The 22,131-nt window shown below is 58.5% G+C and carries 19 protein-coding genes; 9 read left to right on the top strand and 10 right to left on the bottom strand.

Translation table 11 applies throughout. The annotated features are described in order from the left end of the window. The first annotated feature begins 455 nt into the window (after positions 1–455). Positions 456–2,099 (top strand): anthranilate synthase component I family protein, encoded by a 1,644-nt coding sequence (locus H3T92_RS03785; protein ID WP_144084883.1) that lies wholly within the window; start codon positions 456–458, stop codon positions 2,097–2,099. Then, positions 2,080–2,655, top strand: a complete 576-nt coding sequence (locus tag H3T92_RS03780) for an anthranilate synthase component II (RefSeq protein ID WP_144084884.1) — start codon at positions 2,080–2,082, stop codon at positions 2,653–2,655. The genes H3T92_RS03785 and H3T92_RS03780 overlap by 20 nt, the downstream gene beginning before the upstream one ends. Before the next feature lie 235 nt (positions 2,656–2,890). Here the strand turns inward: H3T92_RS03780 and H3T92_RS03775 are convergent, their stop codons facing one another. The 5 genes from H3T92_RS03775 to H3T92_RS03755 all read right to left on the bottom strand — a co-directional run bounded on the left by H3T92_RS03775 (position 2,891) and on the right by H3T92_RS03755 (position 8,143). Continuing rightward, positions 2,891–3,859, bottom strand: coding sequence for a siderophore-interacting protein (locus H3T92_RS03775; RefSeq protein WP_144084885.1), 969 nt, complete (start codon positions 3,857–3,859; stop codon positions 2,891–2,893). Positions 3,860–4,073: 214 nt separating this feature from the next. Next, positions 4,074–4,937: an ABC transporter ATP-binding protein gene (locus tag H3T92_RS03770; protein WP_144084886.1), complete on the bottom strand. Its 864-nt coding sequence runs from the start codon at positions 4,935–4,937 to the stop codon at positions 4,074–4,076. A gap of 5 nt (positions 4,938–4,942) precedes the next feature. After that, the gene (locus H3T92_RS03765; protein ID WP_186279307.1) at positions 4,943–5,959 is read right to left on the bottom strand and encodes a FecCD family ABC transporter permease; all 1,017 of its coding nucleotides are present in this window, start codon (positions 5,957–5,959) and stop codon (positions 4,943–4,945) included. Positions 5,960–6,003: 44 nt separating this feature from the next. Next, entirely contained in the window at positions 6,004–7,053 is a 1,050-nt protein-coding gene (locus H3T92_RS03760; protein WP_144084888.1) for a FecCD family ABC transporter permease, read from the bottom strand. A gap of 19 nt (positions 7,054–7,072) precedes the next feature. Then, on the bottom strand, positions 7,073–8,143 hold the full coding sequence (locus H3T92_RS03755; RefSeq protein WP_186279308.1) for an iron-siderophore ABC transporter substrate-binding protein: 1,071 nt from the start codon (positions 8,141–8,143) through the stop codon (positions 7,073–7,075). Positions 8,144–8,532: 389 nt separating this feature from the next. Between H3T92_RS03755 and H3T92_RS03750 the strand changes: the two genes are divergently transcribed. From H3T92_RS03750 to H3T92_RS03730, 5 genes are all read left to right on the top strand, one after another. Next, the gene (locus H3T92_RS03750; protein WP_144084890.1) at positions 8,533–9,228 is read left to right on the top strand and encodes a lantibiotic protection ABC transporter ATP-binding protein; all 696 of its coding nucleotides are present in this window, start codon (positions 8,533–8,535) and stop codon (positions 9,226–9,228) included. Next, positions 9,225–10,061, top strand: coding sequence for a hypothetical protein (locus H3T92_RS03745; RefSeq protein WP_121914933.1), 837 nt, complete (start codon positions 9,225–9,227; stop codon positions 10,059–10,061). The genes H3T92_RS03750 and H3T92_RS03745 overlap by 4 nt, the downstream gene beginning before the upstream one ends. 1 nt (position 10,062) lies before the next feature. Further along, positions 10,063–10,887 (top strand): ABC transporter permease, encoded by an 825-nt coding sequence (locus H3T92_RS03740; RefSeq protein WP_144084891.1) that lies wholly within the window; start codon positions 10,063–10,065, stop codon positions 10,885–10,887. 118 nt (positions 10,888–11,005) lie between these two features. Beyond that, positions 11,006–11,737, top strand: coding sequence for a response regulator transcription factor (locus H3T92_RS03735; RefSeq protein ID WP_144084892.1), 732 nt, complete (start codon positions 11,006–11,008; stop codon positions 11,735–11,737). Further along, positions 11,725–13,233, top strand: coding sequence for a HAMP domain-containing sensor histidine kinase (locus tag H3T92_RS03730; RefSeq protein ID WP_144084893.1), 1,509 nt, complete (start codon positions 11,725–11,727; stop codon positions 13,231–13,233). The genes H3T92_RS03735 and H3T92_RS03730 overlap by 13 nt, the downstream gene beginning before the upstream one ends. A 1,141-nt stretch (positions 13,234–14,374) precedes the next feature. On the opposite strand, the gene H3T92_RS08370 is transcribed toward H3T92_RS03730, so the two are convergent. The 5 genes from H3T92_RS08370 to H3T92_RS03705 form a co-directional block, all read right to left on the bottom strand. Next, positions 14,375–14,578: a hypothetical protein gene (locus H3T92_RS08370; RefSeq protein ID WP_183122206.1), complete on the bottom strand. Its 204-nt coding sequence runs from the start codon at positions 14,576–14,578 to the stop codon at positions 14,375–14,377. A 46-nt stretch (positions 14,579–14,624) separates the two neighbouring features. After that, positions 14,625–14,921 (bottom strand): ATP-binding cassette domain-containing protein, encoded by a 297-nt coding sequence (locus H3T92_RS08290; protein WP_198217313.1) that lies wholly within the window; start codon positions 14,919–14,921, stop codon positions 14,625–14,627. A gap of 397 nt (positions 14,922–15,318) precedes the next feature. After that, entirely contained in the window at positions 15,319–15,621 is a 303-nt protein-coding gene (locus H3T92_RS08365) for an ABC transporter transmembrane domain-containing protein (protein WP_269748805.1), read from the bottom strand. Between the two features lie 424 nt (positions 15,622–16,045). After that, complete coding sequence (locus H3T92_RS03710; protein WP_024627010.1) at positions 16,046–17,476, bottom strand: ABC transporter permease; 1,431 nt, start codon at positions 17,474–17,476, stop codon at positions 16,046–16,048. After that, on the bottom strand, positions 17,473–18,138 hold the full coding sequence (locus tag H3T92_RS03705) for an ABC transporter ATP-binding protein (RefSeq protein WP_229281577.1): 666 nt from the start codon (positions 18,136–18,138) through the stop codon (positions 17,473–17,475). The genes H3T92_RS03710 and H3T92_RS03705 overlap by 4 nt, the downstream gene beginning before the upstream one ends. A gap of 111 nt (positions 18,139–18,249) precedes the next feature. Between H3T92_RS03705 and H3T92_RS03700 the strand changes: the two genes are divergently transcribed. Both H3T92_RS03700 and H3T92_RS03695 read left to right on the top strand, forming a co-directional pair. After that, the gene (locus H3T92_RS03700; RefSeq protein ID WP_198189386.1) at positions 18,250–18,636 is read left to right on the top strand and encodes a hypothetical protein; all 387 of its coding nucleotides are present in this window, start codon (positions 18,250–18,252) and stop codon (positions 18,634–18,636) included. A 454-nt stretch (positions 18,637–19,090) separates the two neighbouring features. Then, entirely contained in the window at positions 19,091–22,129 is a 3,039-nt protein-coding gene (locus H3T92_RS03695; RefSeq protein WP_415873695.1) for a cation-translocating P-type ATPase, read from the top strand. The last annotated feature ends 2 nt before the right edge of the window (positions 22,130–22,131 follow it).

The following is a 22,131-nucleotide window of genomic DNA, read 5'->3' as shown; positions in this document are numbered from 1 at the left end:
CAATATTGGGCTTAGATAAGCTGGAGATAGTCCTCGTCGGCTGGAATTTCAATTAGCAGCAATCGGTGTTCCTGACACAAGACACATTGTCGCTAAGCCAGCGGATTTCGGAGCTAGCACCGACCTCTATTGAAATGGACAGATTACGTCCGAATTATGGACTCCGGCTGGGCGTTTGCATCCGGGTGCTCTAGCATCGTGGCCATGGAGAAAACGACATCACTGGAGCCTTGGTTGCTCAAGGGTGTCTTCTTCTATGTCGATGCTCGATGGCGTTGATGTTGTAGCCGGTTCTTCTGCTGATTCCTGTATTCGCCTCGGTATTTGAGGTTGTTCTTGTATTATCTGCGGACATAGATCCATGGGAAATTCATATCCATGACCTGCCGAATCGGCACCAAGTGAGGTTTCACTGCCATTTTCAGACCGCAGCATTCGACCTAGGAAGTGTCCTTATGACCATCAATGCAACCATGGAATCCCACAAATTCGTCAGCGATCTTGACGCCTTGTTCATATACAGGCGTTTGCGCACCAGGTATCGGGAGGATCAGCTCTTCCTCCTGGAGTCCCTGAGCGGTCCCGATCCGGACAGGAACCGTTCGGTGATTGGATTCGAGCCCATGTTGACCCTGAGCGTGACGGACCACGTTATGACCATTGATCCGCTGGGTAACGTACAGCTGGCAGGTCTGTTGGAGGCCTTCGGCCGGATTGAGCAGGGGGTGGTTCACCATCCGGTCCCCGACATCCAGGAGGTGTTCGCGGTGCTGAGGGGGATTGAGTCCTCCTTCGCCGTCAGCGGCGGCCATGAAGGCCCCTTCGGGATGGGATGGTTCGGCTACTTCGGATATGACACCATTTTCATGATTGAGGACCTGGAAGAGCGCATTCCCAGGGATGCGGCCCTGCCGGTCATCTCGCTGACCCTCTACCGGGGAATCATCACCCTGGACCTGAAGGCTGGCGGCCACTGCGCCACGCTGATCCATCTGAGCGGCGACCCTGGCGGGTACGACATCCGGGGTGGTCAGGGAAGCGGGGAAAGCGACAGCCTGATAGGGCTGGAAGGCGCGGGTGGCATTGAGCGCAGCAGGCTTGACGGGCAGTCGGAGGGGAAGAGCGTTGGGTATGTGTCCATTCGGTTCGCGGAAGTACTTGGCCTGCTGCGGTCTGACGCTCCCCTTGCGGAAGACCTTGCCCGGACCGATGCAGGGTCTGAGGATGCCGGATCGAACTTCCCTTACAGGGCCCATGACACGATTGACCGGGACCTCTTCTATCGGTGGTTTGCCAAAGGCAAGGAGCACATAGCCCAGGGAGATGTGTACCAGCTCCAGCTCGGGCATGAGATTCAGGTGGACTCCAGGATTCCGCCCTTCCAGGTCTACCAGCGACTGCGCCGGCAGGACCCGTCCCCCTATATGTACTATTTCGTGACTCCCCAAGGGGTGCATGTCATCGGCGCCAGCCCCGAGCTCTTCATCGGGCTGACCCCCGATGGTGACATAACCCTGAGGCCCATCGCCGGAACTGTCGGCAATCCCGGAGATGATGAGGCCCGACAGGCGGCCATCAGGCAGCTGACCGGCGACCCCAAGGAACGGGCCGAGCACCTGATGCTGGTGGATTTGGGGCGCAACGACGTAGCCAGGTGCTGCACACCCGAATCCTTGGAGGTGGACCGGCTGATGACCACCGAGGTTTACTCCCACGTCATTCATATGGTCTCGGACGTGGTCGGTCGAATTCGGCCTGGCCTGGACAAGTACGACGTCTTCTCTGCCGCCTTCCCCGCCGGCACCATGACAGGAACCCCCAAGGTGCGCGCCGTGGAGATCATCGAGGAGACCGAGGTCAGTTCGCGCGGGGTATACGCCGGAGCGGTGGGTTTCCTCGGATTCGACGGTCAGGTCCTGACGGCGCTGTGCATAAGGACGGCCTCCTACCATTCGGGCAGGTACCACCTGCGCGCCTCGGCCGGAATCGTCGAGGACTCCAAGCCTGAGAGCGAGTGGCAGGAGACCATGAAGAAGATGAGCTCGGCCTATCTGGCCATCACCGGAAAGGAGCTGGCCCATGAGAGTCTTGCTGGTTGATGCCTTCGACAGTTTCGTCTATGTGGTCAAGAACTACGTGGACCTGTTGGGCGCCGATACGACCATTGTCCGGGTGAACCATCTTGCCGAGGTGGACCCACTCACCTTCGATGCGGTCATTCTGGGCCCCGGACCGGGTCATCCGGAGGACTGCGGCTACCTGGAACTTCTGGACCAGGTGGCAGGACGGAAGCCGGTTTTCGGCATCTGCCTGGGCATGCAGGCCATCGCAGTACATGCCGGAGCCCAGGTGGTCAGGGCCTCAAGTCGCCAGCACGGTAAGGTGAGCCGGATAAGAAACGACGGGAGGGGCTGCTTCACAGGGTTGCCCGACACCTTTGAGGTGACCAGGTACCATTCCCTGGTTGCCGATGAGGCCTCGGTCAAGCAGGTCGCGGACCTGGAAATCAGCGCGCGCTCGCTTTTGGACGGGTATGTGATGGGCCTGAGACGGGGGCGATCGCTCATGGAGGGTGTCCAATTCCACCCCGAGAGCATCGGCAGCCAGTATGGTCACCAGGTGATTGGCAACTTCTTCCGGGAATACTGCGGCTGATTTGACAGGGACTGTCTCATCAGAACCGGACCGGGTTGTTTTCCTTGCAATCTGCTATGCAACAAGCAAGTCCTGTGACCTGTCTGCGTAAGTCCAGCAAGATGCTGCAGCGGATTCAATTCGGCAGCCCGTGACCTGAAACTCACACGGTCAGGGGAACTCGTGCGACCGCTCTCTGAACTCATAGGTCAGGGAAGACAGAGGTGGGTGGCCACACGCGTGTGAGGTTCGGCGGTCAGGACATTTCGCTGCGGCCCTGGCGCCAATATCCCATGAAAGAGACGTTGCGCCGGTCCATTCCTCGGTCTCTGACCAGCATGCGCCTCAGTTCGCGGACAGTGGCTGCCTCTCCGGCGATCCAGGCGTACAGGTCGTCGGCATGAATGGAGGCATCGGCTTGGGCGGCATCGGCAGTCTCCCAGAGCAGCTCCTTATCGATATCGACCTCTGTGAATTTCTCAGAGGAGCCAGCGACTAGAACCGTAGGCGAATGGATCGGCAGGTCCTCCAGGAGGCTGCGCATGGTTTCGATAAGGGCATGCCCATGCCCGGATTCGTCGCAGGTCGTCCAAATGACGCGGATTCCTGCGTGCTCGGGCAGCGGAAGACGATCCTCTTCGGTCGGGACCTCGATCAATGCCACCCCGTCACCCTGCCAGTGGTCGCGGATCAGGCTGTCCATTATGGCCGCGATGGCTGGTACTGCCGTCTCGTCGCCTACCAGGAGAAGATGTCTGGATTGCCCCGGGTGAAAGTCCATCCCCGCAACCGGTCCTCCGGCTTGTGCATTCGGGCCGATGATAATGGCCTGGTCGCCAGGTTTGGCAGCCTCTGCGAAGGCTCCAGCCGGGCCGGCATGATCGTGGATGACGAAGTCCACATCGATTTGCTCGCTCTCGTGCTTGACCTTGCGAACCGTATAGGTGCGCAGGGGATTGCGGCGCTCTGCGGGTAGGGTCCTCCACTTTTGGTACCAGGCAAGCGGATCTTCGGGGGACGCTTCGAAGAATGAAGGGGCCGGAAGTGAACCGTCTGGGAGGGGCAAGAGGATTTTGATTCGTTCATCGTACCCAGCATCTGCAAAATTCTGTAAATCTGGCCCCTGAAAGACAATTCGTTTGAAATGGGGAGAGAGCGTCTCTGCTCTGGCTACGGTGACGCGGAAGGGGATCAAGGGTACAGGACGACTGGCTTGGTGTTCCATGGCTGGCTCTCTTTCGGTTGGGGTTTATGGGTTGACCTGGACGTCAAGTTGTCTGAGGATGGGACTCCGTTCAGGTTGTCACGGCTCGTGAGTCGGTGGCTTTGAGGCTTTCTGGTTGGGACGTTGGTGGTAGTGATGTGGAGAGCAGGACGAAGGGGTTTGCGTCAAAGGTTTTACATCATTGGGTTGTTTGGTGTCGTCCTGCCGAGTCATCTCAGTGTACGTGTACATTACAAGCCCCGCCAGAGTGAGCTGTAAGACTATGGAGGGGCACCGGGGTCATCAGCGGGGTGCCGGTTGACCTATCAGTTACCACGGTGGATGCGATGTCGAATACTTCCGTCACCAGGCTCTCAGTCATGACCTCGTCGGGAGCGCCCAAAGCGACCCTCCTGCCATCCTTGATGGCCAGGATCCAATCCGAATATCTGGCGGCCATGTTCAGGTCGTGGAGAACCATGACCACCGTGACGCCCTCCTGCCTGTTCAGGGTGCTCAGCAGGTCAAGCACCTCAAGCTGGTAGGCGATGTCGAGGTAAGTGGTCGGCTCGTCAAGAAGGAGTATGTCGGTCTGCTGGGCGAGGGTCAGGGCAATCCAGGCGCGCTGGCGCTGGCCTCCGGACAGGCGGTCGATTGGACACCCCGCCATATCGGTCAGTCCGGTCAGGGCAAGGGCCCGTTCCACCGCCTTTTCGTCCTTGGTTGTCCACCGCTCGATGAAGTGGTGGTGGGGGTATCGGCCGCGAGCGACCAGGTCGGCGATGGTGATGCCGGCGGGGGCTGACGGGTTCTGTGGCAGCAGCCCCAGAATCGTTGCAACCTTGCGGGTGGGGATGCTGGTGATGGGCTCTCCATCCAGCATGACGGCCCCCGAGGCCGGTTTCAGTATCCTGGCCATGGCCTTGAGGAAGGTTGATTTTCCGCACCCGTTGGGTCCGATGATGGACCCCATCGTGTGTGGGGGTATATCCAGACTCAGGTCCTCGATGACCGTACGCCCGCCATAGGTGAGGCGAAGGTGCGAGGCGGTCAGCTTATGCGCGTTGCTCCAGGAGTCGTGTGCCAGGGGTGACGTCATGATGTTCAGAGCTCCTGTCTGCGGGTCATGAGGACCATGATCAGGATGAGGACGGGGCCGCCCACAATGCTGGTGATGATGCCGACCGGCACCTGGGTTGTGGGCAGATGCTGGGCGACGATGTCCGACCCCAGAACCAGGCAACCCCCCACCAGGCCCGACTGGATAAGGGCCGATGTTCCCCGACCAACCAGGACTGCGGCGATGGGGCCGGAGAGGAACGAAACAAAGGAGATGGGACCGGTGGTCGCCGTTGCGACGGCCAGGAGCAGCACACCCACGATGATCACCTCGAACTGGACACGGCTTACCCTGACTCCCAGTCCGGCGGCCATCTCCGGTCCCAACTGCAGTGTGCTGACATTCCTGTCGAGTGCCAACAGGAGCATGGCGCCGACCAGGGTTGTTGTTGCCAGTATGGGCAGATCGGTCCACTGGGCATCGGCCAGGCTGCCCGTCAACCATCGGGTAGCTGTCTGGATGTCCCATTGGCTGCTGCGAATCATCAGCCAGGAACCCAGAGCATTGAGCCCTGCGGCCACTCCGATTCCGATCAGTATCAGCCGGGTCGGGTCGAACGAACCGCGCCAGGCCAGGGCCATGACCAGGAGGGCTGTCATGAGACCACCCACGACCGCCAGGCAGGCCAGGGGCATGCCCGACAGGTCCAATATGACAATGCCGAAGATGGCGGCCGTGTTGGCTCCGGCCGTGATGCCGATGATATCCGGGCTGGCCATCATGTTGCGCAGGAGGTGTTGGAAACCAGTCCCAGCCATACCGAACGCGATGCCGGCGGCGCAGCCGATCAGTGCCCTGGGCATGCGGAGTTGGAGAATCACGAACCTGGTCCCTTCGTCTCCCTGCCCCAGGAGTGCTCCAATCAGGTCGTTCATGGAGTATGTGCGATGTCCCAGAGCCAGGTCGGACAGCGCGAGAGCAACCAGGAGTATCACAAGCAGGATAGTGACTGCCAGTGAACGAACGGTATGGGCCCGTCGTATCCGTTGCAGGTCGGTCATCGCATCGGGTCTATGCGAATCATGAAGGAGGCAAGCATCCATGCTTATACCTCCGCGGTTCTTCTGCGCCCGGCCAGAATCACGAATACGGGAGCCCCAATCAGTGCCGTGACGATGCCGACCTCCACATCGGATGGACGGGTGATTATCCTGCCCACCACGTCGGCGCCAACCACCAGGAGGGGTCCGATGAGGATGCTCAGAGCCATGATTCGCCTGTAGTCGGGTCCTATAAGCAGTCGTGCCACATGGGGGACCACCAGTCCGACGAAGCCAATCGGACCCGCCAGTGCCGTACAGGAGGCGCAGAGGAGTATCGCCGCAAGCCAGGCCAGGCTGCGGACACGTCCGACGCGCATACCCAGTCCTTGGGCCATCTGATCACCCAGGGTCAAGGCGTTGATTCCGGGCGTCAGGCAGAAGGCGAGTATCAGTCCAAGAGCGAGAATAGGCAGGACCGGCATCATGAGGTCGAACCGGGCGCCCGAGATTCCGCCCACCTGCCAGAAGCGATATGAGCTGATGACATTGACGCGCGGCAGAAGGATGGCGGAGGTAAGGGACCCCAGTACCGAACTGATTACGACGCCGGCCAGGGTCAGCCGTAGCGGAGATGGACCCGATGGCCCCAGGGAGCCTATGGCCCAGACGACCAGCGCGGTCGTCGCACTGCCCAGCAGTCCCACCCAGACATACTGGGCCGGGGTCGATAGGGAGAAGAAGGCTATGGAGCAGACAATCGCCAGGGCCGCCCCCGTATTGAACCCCAGAATCGACGGGTCCGCCAGTGGATTGCGTGATATGCCCTGCATCAGGGTCCCGGCCACCCCGAGCCCGGCACCGACCAGGAGGCCGAGGACGGTGCGGGGGATTCTCAGGCGGATGGCCGAGACCGCGATGTCATCCGAGGAGGTGGACAGGGCGTGGAGGATGTCGGAAGGGCTGACGGAACGGGATCCGAAAACCAGGGACAGGGCGCAGACCATGACCAGGCAGACCGCCAGAATCAGCCCGGACAGGACCATGGGTCCGTTTCCATTGCGATGCATGGCTGCCCGCCGACCGCATATATGCGCCACCTCTCCCTCTTTCATCCCCTCACCTGCGGCCTGATTAGACCTTGGCGGCAGCCTCGCCCAGAAGTTGCGCGTAGGTGTCGGTCGTCTTCTGGATGGACAGGGCCGAGGGGTCAAGGGCATTGGCCATCTCGCCGTCACTGTCGATGACCACGACGGATCCGCGCTCAACTGCGGGAATCTTGGAGAGGAGAGGGTCCTTGCGCATCGCTTCAAGCAGGTCCGGGGTGCCGTAGGTAACGATGATGTCGACATCCTTGTACCTGTCGGCATGCTCGGAGGAGATCTCCTTGTAGAAGTTCTTGGTGCTCTTGGAGTCCTCCTTGATGGACTCCGGAGTCTCCATGCCGAGGTCGTTCATGAACTGAGGCCGGGCGTCGGAGGTGGTGTAGACGCTGAACTTAGAGAGCTTGGAGGCATCGAAATACATAACTGCCGCGGTCCTGCCCTTGATGGCCGGTTGGGTCTCTCCGGCCTTTGAGATGCGCTCCTCCAGGTCGGCTATCAGCTGCTTGCCCTTTTCGGGTTCTCCGATGGCTTTGGCTGTGGACGTGATGACCTTGCGCCAGGGGTCGCCCCAGGCAACCTCTTGATAGGCGATTGTCGGCGCAATCTTGCTCAAGGTGTCATACTGCTTCTTGGTCATGCCGGAGAGCAGGCCGATGATTAGATCGGGTTTGGACGCGGCGATGGCCTCGACATCGATGCCGTCCGATTCGTCATGCAGCTTGGGCATATCCGCCTTGGCCACATGCATCTCATCCAGGGCATCCTTGGTCCAGGGCAGATACCCTCCATCCACGGTCTTGCCGAAGGAGTTCTTCTGGATGCTGACCGGCACGACCCCCAAGGCGATGAGGTTGTCGGGAGTGGCCCATCCGACGGTGGCGATGCGCTTGGGCTTGGAAGGGATCGAGGTGGTGCCGTAAACATGATCGATCTTGACGGGGAAGGAGCCCTGCCCTCCCGAAGCTTCTGAATGGCTGGACTGGCCTGCCTGTGGGTCCGATCCGCAGGCGCCCAGGAAGAACAGGGCGCTTGCCAGCACCAGGATGGCTGCGATAGCGCGCTTGAATCGGGTGAGGGAAAGGAGTGGTCGAATGTGCATGTGGTTCCTTTGATCGTGCTGTCGAATTGGCATGGTGCACCAGAGCCAGGTACCAGATGTAGCATCGGCCCGACGGGAAGAAAAGAGTTGATTTCCTTGGTTGCGTGTGTTAAATGGCACGCTGTAAAAACGAGGAGAAAGCGAGGGTTGGGTCCGATCAACATCTCATGACCTTCGGCGGAACCATCCAACAAAGCCCTTGCTCTACGGATCCTGTCGGATATTAAGGTTCGACAGACGCAGAATTGTGACTGTTCCAGGCCTCTCAGACCTTCACCTTTCACGATGCCTTCCTTGGATTGCGGGAGGGCTCTGCCCGCTCCTTTATCTTTCTTTATTTTCGGTCTTTAGTCTGGCTCCTGTTGCACGGAAACGAATAGGAGCTGACCATGCGTTACATATTGCGGACCGAGGGTCTGACCAAGGTCTTCGGCCGCGGACAACGGGCCGTCGACCAGGTGTCTCTGCATGTCCCCGAGGGCGGAGTCTACGGGCTCCTGGGTCCAAATGGGGCTGGCAAATCCACTACTTTGAAGATGGTCACAGGCATGCTGCACCCCACTGGCGGATCCATGATTCTGGATGGGCACCCCTGGTCGCGCCGGGACCTCTACGACATCGGCGCCCTGATCGAGCAGCCGCCCGTCTACCCCAACCTGACGGCCCGCCAGAACCTCAAGGTGCGCACAACCCTGTTTGGCCTGCCTGATGAGCGGATCGACCAGGCGCTCTCCATTGCCGGACTGAGCGACACAGGCTCCAAGAAAGCTGGGCAGTTCTCACTAGGCATGAAGCAGCGCCTGGGGATAGCCAACGCCATTCTGACCAAACCTCGTCTGCTGATCCTGGACGAGCCCACCAACGGGCTGGATCCGCTGGGCATCGAGGAGCTGAGGGGAATGATCCGCAGCTTCCCGCAGCAGGGGATGAGCGTGATCGTCTCAAGCCATATCCTCTCCGAGGTGTCGATCCTGGCGGATCATATCGGCATCATCGCGGACGGTCGCCTGGCCTACGAGAATGAGCTGCACGCCGGGGAGGACCTGGAGGGGCTGTTCATGGACGTGCTCAGGAGGTCACGATGAGCAACATGAATGCCAACCAATTCGTCCAGCAGGATACGGCTGAAAGAGTCAGAACCAGGGGCAACGGCATCCCCTTTGGCAGGATCCTGGCAGCGGAGATCATGAAGGGCCGGTCGGCCGCGCCCAGGCGGATGGCCTTGGCTTTCCCTCTGGTGCTCATTGTCATCGTGGCTTGCTTCGCGTTCGGGCTGCATGTCTGGATGCCCTCCTGGGTCAACTACTGGTATGTCCTGCTCCTCCCAGCCATGACTGCTCTGATAAGCGTTGCCGTGGCCAACATCGACGGGAAGCAGCGGTGGAGGACCACTCTGGCTCTGCCTGCCGCGCCTGTTCTGGTCTGGTGGGCCAAGATCGTCTACTGCCTGCTTCTGATCGGCATCGCCACCCTGCTGGCTCTGGGTCTTTCGGCGCTCATGGTCGCCGTCTCCGGGGTCGGGGGACCGTCTGTAGTCGACTTCGTAGTCAGCGCCCTGATGCTGGTCTTGGCCTGTTCCTGGATGATACCGGCGGGATTGGCGCTGACCGCCCGGTTCGGCGTTCTGATTGGGTTCGGCCTGCCTTACATGGCGGACCTGCTGGTCTCGATCACCTTCTGGGGAAACCAACGGCTATGGCCCTTCCTGCCGCCCGCCGCCATGATCAACCTGCCGGTGCCCTTCATGAAGGTCATGCCTGATGGCGTGCCCTTGGAGACCGAAGACAACAGCCCGATCAAGGCTGCCTTGTCTGTCTTCGGTGGGCAGAGCCTGACGGCCTTGGTGGCCTGTCTGGTCTGGTTCCTGCTCCTGTCCGTCCTGACGGGAATCTGGTTCTCGCGGAAGGAGACCAACTGACATGACTAGGATGACAGTCGGCCGGGTTGTGGCCTCGGAAATCGTACGGTTGCACGGATCGGTGCTTATCGCTATCCATGTCATCTGTGGCCTGGCGGCCGGGCTCGCCTGCGGCGCTTACTTCGCCGCAGCCCCCTATGATCCTGGTCTGGAGACTGATGCCTTCTTTCAGGTCTTGGGTGCCTTCATGCCCCTGATGGTCGCCATTGTCGTTGCCATGAACATCGAAACCGAGCGGGAGGCCGGCGACATGGCCAACCTTCTGGGGGTTCCCAGCCGCCGACTGGGTCTGGCAGCCAAGATCCTGGTGCTTTGGCTTCTGGACCTGCTGGCTCTGGCCCTGGCGGCTCTGGCTTTTTGCCTGCCCATGGCTATGGTCGGCGGACTGGATGCGCCAATCTCGGCCCTAGCGCTCGCCACCCTGGGCATGGCCGGTGGTTCCCTCTGCCTCTACCTTTTCTCCATGGCCCTGGCCCTGCGCTTCGGTAGAAACACGACTATCGCTATTGGGGTCCTCGGCACCGGAATATCCATCAGTTCCCTTGGCGGCCTCTTCAATGGTCTGTACAGCCATACCCTGTCAGGTGTTGGCAGCACCCCCGGAATCACCCGGTGGATACCATTCACTTGGCCTACCAGGTTCGGCTCCCTGGGAATCGAGCAGGCACTGGCCTTGACCATGCCGGGAGGTGAGGGTCTGCGTGCTTCAATCGGCGTGACGGCTCTGGATAATCTGATTCCCTGTCTGGTCTTCACCCTGACCCTGGGCTTGGCCCTCCTGCTCTGGATCGGTAGGTTCGAGGATCGTCGCAAGGTCAGCGATTAGACTGGGTCGCAAGACTTCCGGTCCGCAAGAAATCAGGCTTGCAAGAATTCCGGCCCGCAAGGCGTTCATTCTCAAAAGTGGCTGGGCCGAGTCGGCAAGCGCAGAAAAGGAGCCAATCGTGGCTGACGCGCACGCCGAAGGTTCCCTAGGGGACGATAGGCATAGGGCATCCATCCTGGTGGTGGACGACGATCCCAGGATCACCACCCTGCTGATGGCCGCCCTGTCCAAGGACGGCTATGCCGTGACTGCGGTCAACGATTCCCGGGAGGTCGTGAGGATGGACCTGTTCTCGGTCGACCTGATCCTCTGCGATGTCATGATGCCTCACTTGGACGGCTTCGCTCTGTTGACCTCCATCAGGGAACGGGTGTCCTGCCCGATTATCTTCCTGACGGCCAAGACCGACGAGGACAGCGCGGTCCTGGCCTATGGCCTGGGGGCTGACGATTACATACGCAAGCCTTTCGGCATTGCCGAGCTCCGAGCCAAGGTCAGGGCGAGGCTGTCCCAGGGCAGTCGGCGTGGGCGTCCGCTCCTGCGTTTCGGCTCCTTGGACATGGATCTTCAGGCGCGGCAGATCAGGGTGGACGGGCGCAACGCCAATCTGACGGATGCGGAATACCGCATATGCGCACTGCTGGCCGAACATCCAGGGCGGGCCTACGCGCCCATGCAGATATGGGAGGCCTGCTTGGCCGCTGAGGATGACCCGGCCGCTGAGGATACGGACAGCGATGCCACGGCTGCGGTCAGAGTCCATCTGAGCAATGCCCGGCGCAAGCTCAAGGCCCTGGGGGTGGACCCCATCAGGACCATCTGGTCGGTGGGTTACCAATGGGCGGCCTGACCGACGGCGTGCCCGAAGCGCCGGGGGAGCAGAACCCCGACGGCAAGGGCCGGCCAAGCCGCAAGGGAATGCCCATCGTTCTGCTGATCATCAGATACTTTCTCTACGTGCTGCTGATTCTGGCTCTGCTGTTCGCCGGCATGTATATGGTCTGGATAAACCTGGGGACCAGGGGTGACTTCTTCTGGGCCAACTATGGCGAACAGCATCTGGAGGAGGTGGGGCACTCCATCGGCCGTTCGACTGCTATTGACGAATCCATGATTCCCGCTGCTTACTGGTACCGAACCTATGACCATCAGGTGCATCCCACGGGGGGAGATATGAAGGGCGGCATGGCCAGCGAGGCCGACCAGCTGGCGGCCGACCACTGGGAGCACAGGGCATCCATGCCATCGGAAGAGCGGGAGAAGAAGACGGGACGGCCTCTCGCCACTCGTGCAAGGCCGAATGCGACCTACCTCGTCTATGCCACAGCCGATGGGCGGCCATGCGTCCTGGCCTATCGGATTCAGCCGCAGTGGGTATCGAGGCAGGCTCGGGACCGCTATCCCAATCCCCAGAATCTTCTGCTGGTGTCTTGCGGGGCGGCCCTGCTGATCACCCTTTTGCTGGTCGGGTTGCGGGCGGCCCATGTCATATCGTCCAAGCTCAAGGTTTTCAACCAGGTGGCTGACGACATAGGGCGGCAGGATCTTGACGCATCCCTGCCCCGCAGCAACGTGCTGGAGATCAACCGGGTGCTGGGGTCCTTCGATAGGATGCGCGCCACGTTGAAGGAATCCCTGGAGAAGACCTGGATGGCCCAGGAGTCCCAGCGTCGGCAGGTGGCGGCCCTGGCACACGACCTGAAGACGCCGCTGACCATCATGCGAGGCAATGCAGACCTGCTGGGGGAGACCGGGCTCAGCCGGGAGCAGCAGTCCTACCTGGACTCCATCGAGGATGCCATCCGTGAGATGGCTGACTATGCGCAAGCCATCAGCCAGGGTTCCGTGGGCACGGCTTCAGGGCGATCCGGGGTTATGGCGGTTGCTTTGAAAGATGCGGTCAACAACCAGGCCCAAGGCTACCTGAATGCCCGGAGTCTGCGGCTTGAGCGGGATGACCGTCTAGGTTCCGACACCGGTCAGATTTCCGGTGACGCGGCTGACCTTACCCGAGCGATCATGAACATCATCGCCAACGCGGCCGACTACTCGCCGGACCATGGCTTGGTGACGCTGACCTGGAGGCTGGAGGGTGGTCAGGAGGGCGGGCGAGCCCTAGTGGTGACCGTGCGTGACCGGGGTCCAGGTTTCAGCAGCCGGGCTCTGGCCCATGCCACGGAATGGCTCTATCAGGCTGACAGCAGTCGGCACGGCTCCAGCGGTCACCATGGCATCGGCCTGGCTGCAGCGCGGTCGACTGTGGAAAGTGCAGGAGGCCGCCTAATCCTGGCCAATGCAGCCAGTGGCGATGGCGCAGCAGTCACTGTATCTTTGCCAGTGCAGTGAATTCAGTGGAGCTGATACCGGTCACAGCAAACAAAGATTAGTTAGTCGTGGGCCAATAATTATGAAAACATCAATTATTTAGCAATCGCTTTAGTAATTGATTACTAAAGTTCACCATTCTTTGGCAGATCTGTACGTTACAGATAACAGAAATTATCAATCTGTAGGGATCTACATACAAAAATCAGATGACGCTGACCAGAGCGATCTGTCGCTGGAGGAGGCGATAAGAGCGCAGGGAAAAGAAATGAATCCCGAGGTCAAATCTATTCTATAGCGAAAGCCTGATCGACGGCAAAACGGTGGTTTCGGCTTGCATCAACGGCAGACACATAGGCGAAGAGGCCTGTCTACTGCAAGACAGCAGGCATCAGCGCAGGCAGTCATACCCGATCGGAGATGCCGATGCCCGTATGACGCCTACGCAGCTGTATGAAATTGAAACTATTTGAGATGACCGGAGAAGCCTCAAGATCGTCGTCAGGGCCCGGCATGAAAAATACCGTAATACGGTTCAAAACGCACGACCGGCATGGAATATAGGTGCCGTATTCTCTTCTTCTTTTTCGCATCATCCTATCTGGTATGAGAAGCCCAGAGCGTACGTCATGTATCAGCCCACGCCCACTCGTTTAGGCTATTAACCAGCGGTCTGATGCCCGGTCCGGCTCCTTAAGCCCGTAGGCGATCAACATTGTCGTGATCATATAGTCGTCAAAAAACAGATAGCTGATTGACTGTGCGGAACAGCGAGGGTCATGTCTTGAGAATGAGCAATTCCAAGATTTATTCCTGCGCGCCCTGTATAAGTTTCACGTACTGTACTCCCCGCTAAACTTTACTGCTAGGTATCCCATGATCAGTCTAGCAATGACTGCATATCATGCTGGAAACCAAGCAGCCAATAAATTTCATTAAAGATATCTTTAGAGGGCAAGACGATAGTTTGAATCGTCTGTTCCTTTGTTGAGGTGAGAACCTTGCTGCCGGTGGATCGTATTGTCCGCGCATATTTATATATAGCCAAATAATTCACATTGGTATCAAGTTTATTAACAGCAATACATATAGGAGAGTAGGATTGGCAGACAATATTTTCCAAAGGAAACCATTGATAGTTCTATTGGCCAAAACTATGATTCTATTTTGACGAAGCGATTGATTTTATTCTCTGTGCCGCCATGACTATTGTCTGCTCCGGGGAATTGGCATGAATGACTTGTGCGACGAGCTCCTCGTTTTTAGCGTCTAAATGGTATGTTGTTTCGTCAAGCAGCATGATCGGCCGCCTTATGGACAACAGCCTTGCCAGGGCCAAGCGATAGCGTTCACCGCTACTCAGCAATACACCGCGTTGCCTACTGGGGTATCCAATCCATCGAAGGTGTCTCTCACTTTGGCGTGAGGTTCACCTTATTTAAGGCATTCCAGCAGCCTTCATCGGATACGCCGTTCTTGTTCATCGCCAGATTCGTTCTGGAAGAACCGGAATATATGGGGGCATCTTGTTCTACATAGCCGATCAGAGAACGTACATAAGAGGAGCTGAGAGTTGAAATATCAATGCCATTAAAGAGAACATGGCCATGATTTGGCTTATAGAATACCTTTATAAGGGCCAGCATGGTTGATTTGCCCGCTTCGGATGGTCCGACTATCGCGTAGACGACGCCGCCTTTCATATGCACGCCCGCTTCATTCAGTTGGAGCCCGCCACGATTGTTCCGTGCGTCATCATACGGAATATCAGCATGGTCAAGATCGATGTCAATCTGATCGGAGTTGGTGACCTTCCTTTGGACCCTACTGGATACTGCTCATGCTGATGTCGCATCTTCGGTCGGCATTCTCATTATCGCTTGAATGCTGGAGTTCGCGCCCAACGCTCTGAACAGTCTGCTATATGTCGAAGAAAGTGTCGCCATAGGCGTGGGCATCATTTCTAGGTACATAGAGAAGTTACCAGTTGCTGAACAGTCATCACTCCTTTGGCCACTTGGAAAGCGCCGATTCCCGATACGACCATCAGGCACAACTGCATTAAGGCCATTCCTGATGGCCATATCAGTGACTGCTTCTTTGAAATTAGACGACCGGATGTGCACGCTTGCCTGGCTTCTCGCCGATTTTATTGGTCTCACGCTCCGTGGCGTCGAAAACCCTGATCCTTTTCAAACTCATCAAAGCATCAGTGGCTGCAGACGTCATATCTCCTATGGCCGTTTGAGCCCCTCTGGAGCAGTCTCGTAATTTTCCGGATAAGACTACCAGTAAACCGACAGTAACAAGACAGGTCGAAAGAGAGATAACGAACATGACGGGACTGATTATGACCATTCCCACACACGCGCCTATGAACACCAGTAAAGTGCCAAAAACTTCTGGCAATTATCGGTCAGCAATCGCTTCAGTTCATTTGTATCAGATGAAATAATAGAAATTACGTTGCCTGTATGCGACTGGTCCAGATCTTTGAACGGCAAATGCAGAATATGCATTACTAGAGACCGTCTCATATCGTTCAACAGCAGGTAAGCGTCAAAAGAAGTGATTGCTGCGCCGGACAGAAACACTCCTGCCAACGCTATTAGAGGGGCACTGCGGATCGCATGTTATGCTGCACGCGTCCAAGAATGACATTGACAAGCTGTGGCTGAGCCAGATTTAAGAGGGCGCTCGCTATACTTAGCAGACTAACCGTGAATAAAACACCCTTATGGATTTCAAAAGGCGTAGCACGTCTATCAAAGATGCGGTTTTCTCATTACTATTCCGCTTGTGTGGCGACATTTTCGTCCTTTGTTGGGAGTGGTTACTCACCGACTGCACGTGATATGACCCTCACAGAATCCTCGGAACGCGCGCACAGCGCCTGCACGCCTGTGACGAGGGCGCCTACGACAATAGCGAGGAGTGCGATGACCGCCCAATATCCCCATTGAACGCTTATCTTTGCGCTTCCCAGATATCGTTGCAGCATGAAGGCGGTGCCGCAGGTGCTGAGCAGTGTGATGACGAAGGCGAGCAGCACCGAGGTGACCATCGAAATGAGACCATCGAGGGCTCCCAAAATGCGCAACTGTCCGGTACTGGCACCGGATACGTATGTCAGCGCCAGATCCAGGCGTCGCCCTCGTGCGGTGATCATCAGTCCGGAGATTGCGCCCACCAAAGCGATGATGAGCGCAGGGCCGAGCATGGCCATCAGGTTCGTCAGCATGTGTGGGTTCACGTTCATGGAATGGCCGTTGCTGGCGAAATTCTTGAGGCTGTCGGTCAGCGTATGCAACACACCAGAGAAAGTCATGAGCAACGACAAGCCGGCCGTCATGGGAATGATGGTCGCGTTCTGTCGTTGGATCCTCCCAACGGCCTGCTGCCTAGCGAGTTTCCAGGTGCTGAATGGCAGGGGGAGAAGATGCGTCCATCCTTTGGTGAACCAGTGCATGACATAGGGAGCCAGAACAGCCAATGCGAAGATCAGGAGGAACATGCCTCCCATGGAGAACCCAATGAATCCTGTCACTCTGGACTCTATGGGATTCCTGCCGGAAATGTGCGTGGCGAGCTCGCCAGAGTCTATCTTGCGTGTAGCTGTCCCCGGGATGATGAGCGCGCATATCGCTCCCACGAGCAACGATGCGCCTAGCAGAACACGGAATGCGTTCACTTGTCTCGGCGGGTTTTGTGACTGCCGAAGCGCCTCTATCGGCCTGATCTTGGATAGTGTGCGCACGGTCAGCACTGTGCCTGCAAGGACGGCGACTCCGGCAATGGCCAACCCAGTGCCGATGGATGCCAGCAGCTGGGTTGCTTGATACGTCAGTTTCAGCTCGAATGCTCTGGCCAGGAGGTCGAACAGATATGGTGCTGCCAGCGGCGTCAGGAGGGATGACGCTACTGCTGCCAAGATGAATAGGACGATGATGATAGCCAGATTCCCGAAGAGCAGCTGCCAGGGCGTGGCGCCTTGAAGGACCAGCAATGCTAGTTGGTGCCTGCGCTGGTTCAGAGCGGCGGTCACGACCCACAGCATCACGAACACGGCTATGACCACGCTGAACAGCATTGCTGGGCCGGAAAGGTTGGCGCCTAACCCGGCATCCGGTCCGTGGTAAGCGGCATCAATAGCCCTGCGCGCGGCGACGATAGTGCACACAGCGGTCTGGGAAACGATTAGTGACAGCCATACGCCGGCCCATACGGCCGGGGCTGCTTTCAGATCAGAGAGTGCGCCCCTCATATGCGGGCCCCGCTCTCCGTATCAGCGTTCAGCACGTGGCCATCACGGACCTCAACGATCTGGTCGCACTGTCCGGCTACCTCTCCACTGTGGGTCACTATTACTACGGTCCTGCCCGCATCCATAGCCAGGCTTTTGAACACCTGCATGACCTTGGCGCCAGATTCCTGATCCAAGGCTCCAGTCGGCTCGTCGGCGAAAATGATATCTGCATCGGAGAGCAGCACTCGTGCAAGCGCGACACGTTGCTGCTCTCCGCCTGAGAGCATCGTCACGCTCCTTTTTTTCTCGTTTGCCAATCCGAAGTACCGCAACATCTCATCCGCTTTTTGCTTGGGGAGTCGACGGCCGCGCAGGGTGAATGGCAGCGCGAGGTTCTCCTCCACCGTCATGCTCGTGATCAGGTTGTAGGACTGAAACACGAATCCCAGATGCCGACGCCGAAACCGAGTGAGCGCGGACGCTCGCATATGCGTGATGTCATGCCCTAGAAGGGAGATGCTTCCGGATGTCGCACGTTCCAATCCCGAAAGGCAGTACAGCAAGGTGGACTTTCCGCTGCCTGAGGGGCCGACAATCCCCGTGATTCTTCCGGGCTCAGCATGGAAGTCGACATGGTCGAGGATGGTGATCGAATCATCCTTCCTCGGAGTCACCGTCATTGTCAATCCATTTGAACTCACTGAAGCACCACTCATCACCGTTCTCCCATCATCGCCGTTCTCGCGACTTATAAATCTTCATCAGAATATTGCTATGGATGCCATACAAGGATGGCGCCCATAGACTTACATGACTGTTGTCCCTGCCGTCATCAGGGCAAAAATGACAGCCCATGCCATTTTGGTGAATGCGTCATCGCAGTGGCATATTTTTGTGGATTAGCTGCAGGTCCATCAACTCCAGATATTATCATGCCCACCGCCGTGGCATGCAAATATGCTGACGCCCCTGTGATGAGCGGCTTCATCATTCATGGCGATATTACTATTCTGCAGATCGATAATGTTGTGCATTTTGTCCGTCTCTCTCCTCTCTTTCTCGTGTTTAGTGCTATTTCCAATGGTGTCTCCACTGAAAGGATCGTTAGGGCAGACGGCTGGCAAGAACTACCATGGTTGGCCTATAAGACTATTTACTGCTCAGATAACGCCAGCTGAGCCTGTCGAATAATCACAAGAGGGTCTTAAATAGGATTCTCAGGGCAGATAAGGGTTTTTATGCCAGATGAGCCCAAATTGATTAAAGCTTTTCTAATGAAGATCTAGTATTTTTTTTGGGGGGGGGGATTCGGCAACTAGGGCGCTGCCAAGTTAAGTGCAGCAAAGATACCGTCTCTGTCATGAGACAGGCCTGAGAATGCATACTGAAGCAAAGGCCTTGACGACTTCGGCCGTGTTTATGTATATTATTGGTTCAACTTGGCAAGCATCCACGCAGCGTTTTGGTCTGGCCGCCTCTGATTTCTTCCAACGGGCCTCTGAAGCGTTGACTACTCCGTGGCATAAGCAGGAGAGTGGCATGACTGGGTTGACCAGCGATCCCAAGCATGAGCAATCGACAGATACCGGCGTGATCCCGACTGCAGGGCAGGGCCATGAGCAGAGGCGCAGAGTGAATGGCCCCGTCCTCAAGGACCCTTCTATAGTAGGTGTCGATCAGGTTGCCCTTGCCCTGAATGTGGACCCCGACCGGGGCCTGGATGAGGCCGAGGCGGCGCGTCGGCTGGACAGGTTCGGTCCTAATGAGCTGGCTGGAGCGCCTCCCGTTCCTGCATGGAGGAAATTCCTTCAACAGTTCAAGGACCCCTTGGTCTATCTGCTTCTGGCAGCCACGGCCATTTCGTTGGTGGCCTGGGTGGTGGAACGCTCACATCCGGCATCAGGAGGCGGGGAGCCCCTGCCCTTTGATGCCATCGTCATCATGATCATCCTCATCCTTAATGCCGCCCTGGGGTACGCTCAGGAGGCTAAGGCCGAGCGGGCTGTGGATGCTCTGGCGAGCATGACGGCCCCGCACGCCTCGGTGCTGCGAGGCGGCCGGGTGGTCAGCCTGGAGACCAGCAGGATCGTGCCTGGTGATGTAGTAGTCCTGGCTGAAGGCGATTCGGTCGGCGCCGACGGAAGACTGTTCCAGGCCGCGGGTCTGCGCGTGGCCGAGGCATCGCTGACCGGCGAGTCGCTGCCGGTGGGCAAGCGGCCCGGTCGGCTTGACCAGCCCAAGGCTCTGGGTGACAGAACCAACATGGTCTTCAACGGCACCGCAGTGACCCAGGGGAACGGGCGCATGATCGTCACCTCTACTGGTATGGACACCCAGGTCGGGAAGATCGCCGACATGCTGGCTGATACCCAGGAGGAACCCACGCCCCTACAGAAGGAGATGGCCCGCGTCTCCAAGCTCCTCGGACTGGCCGTCTGCTTGATTGCCGCCCTGGTTTTGGCTGCTTTGGCCCTGATGGAAGGCTTTCAGACAACCCAGGATCTGATTGATTCCCTGCTCATGGCCGTATCCCTGGCCGTAGCTGCTGTGCCGGAGGGGCTGACGGCCATCCTGACTGTGGTTCTCGCCCTGGGCGTGCAGCGCATGGCCAAGCATCATGCCATCGTCAAGAAGCTCAGCTCGGTGGAGACCCTGGGATCGGCATCAGTCATCTGCTCCGACAAGACAGGGACTCTTACACGCAATGAAATGACCGTTGAACGGGTGGTCGTCCCCTCGGGGCAGGTCAGGCTCACTGGCACCGGGTACGCTCCGGAGGGAACCATGCAGCCGGTCGAGGCCAGTGGGTCAGATGATCAACAACTGACAGATACCATTGGTTCATCTCTGGCTGAGGCAGTGGAAGAGACCCTGATGGTCGGGGCCATCGCCAACGACGGAGACCTGCATTGGCAGCCGGTCGAGGCCGAACCTGATTCCCAGACCCAGTCTGGATCCGGGCAGGGTCACTGGCAGAGCGTCGGCGATCCCACGGAGGTCTCTCTGATTGTCGCCGCTCGCAAAGTCGGCGCTGATGCCAAGGCTGACGGCTACCGTCGTCTGGCTGAGATTCCTTTCACGTCCGAGCGCAAGCTCATGTCGGTCCTGGCCGCTCCGCGTGACGGCAGCGAAGGGCAATCGCGCCTCTTCTGCAAGGGTGCTCCCGATGTGCTGCTCGGCCGGTGCGACCGGATTCTCGAAGACAGCCAGGTCAGGCCTATGACTAGCGCTGACCGGGAGAGGATACTCGCCCAAGTCAGCCATCTGTCCGGCGATGCCTACAGGACTCTGGGACAGGCTTTCCGGCCTGTATCCGGTCAGGAACTGTCGTCCCTGACCGAAGATGACGAGGGGGAGAGGCCGTCAAGCATGATTGGGACAGGCCAGACGGACCGTTTGTCTAAGGAGACTCAGCGTGCTTCCGCAGTTCTCCTGTCTGCGGACAAGGTATTCCAGGAGAGCGCCCATTTGGAAAGCGATTTGATCTGGGCGGGCATGGTCGGCATCATCGATCCGCCTCGGACTGAGGTACGCCAGGCTGTGGCTCAGGCTCACAGTGCCGGCATCAGAACGATCATGATCACTGGCGACCATCCATTCACTGCGGCCAGGATCGCGGGTGACCTGGGCATCACCGAGCCCGGCGGCCCCGCCTGCACCGGCGAGCAGCTGGATGCCATGGACGCGGACCAGCTTCGGGAGACCACCTCCAAGGTCTCCGTCTACGCTCGCGTGGCCCCCGAGCACAAGCTGAAGATCGTCGAATCGCTTCAGGACCAGGGCAAGGTCGTGGCCATGACCGGCGACGGCGTCAACGACGCCCCCGCTGTAAAGGCTGCGGACATCGGCGTGGCCATGGGCATCACCGGGACCGAGGTCACCAAGGAGTCGGCCAAGATGATTCTGGCGGACGACAATTTCGCCACCATCGTCCAGGCTGTACGAGAGGGCCGGGGCATATTCGACAACATCCGCAAGTTCCTGCGCTACCTGCTCAGCTCCAACATGGGCGAGGTTTTCACGGTCTTCGGCGGCGTGGTCTTCGCCGGTCTTCTGGGCATATCGCAGCCCGGCATGGCAGGCGTGACCGTGCCGCTGCTGGCCACCCAGCTGCTCTGGATCAACCTCCTGACCGACGCGGCTCCCGCGCTGGCCATGGGCGTGGATCCGCAGACCGACGATCTGATGGACCGCCCGCCCCGCTCCATCCATGACCGGGTGATCGACCGGGACATGTGGGTTGACATCATCTACATAGGCCTGGTCATGGCTGCGGTCACCCTGATCGGCATGGACATGCATCTGAGCGGCGGCATCTTCACCGACAGGTCCGTTCAGGCGATTGGTCACGAGGCGCAGATCAGGGAGGCGCGGACCATGGGCTTCACCATCCTGGTCTTCTCCCAGCTCTTCAACGCGCTTGCCTCCCGATCTTCACGGAAGTCGACCTTCCTGGGGCTCTTCAGCAATCTCTGGCTCTGGGGTGCCATCGGCATCTCCATACTGCTCCAGCTTCTGGTGATCTATGTGCCCTTCCTGGGCGAGGCTTTCGGCACCGTCCCCCTCCAACCCCAGGCTTGGCTGGAGTGCATCGCGCTGGCTTCCCTGGTCCTGGTCGCTTCGGAGCTGCGCAAACTGTTCAACTGGGCAGTCAGACGGATACGGGCATGATC

This window comes from Bifidobacterium sp. W8112 (genome assembly GCF_016101425.1).
Lineage (GTDB): Bacteria > Actinomycetota > Actinomycetes > Actinomycetales > Bifidobacteriaceae > Bombiscardovia > Bombiscardovia apousia.
The sequence above is the reverse complement of the archived record's forward strand: the minus strand, read 5'-3'. Positions and strand labels throughout refer to the sequence as shown.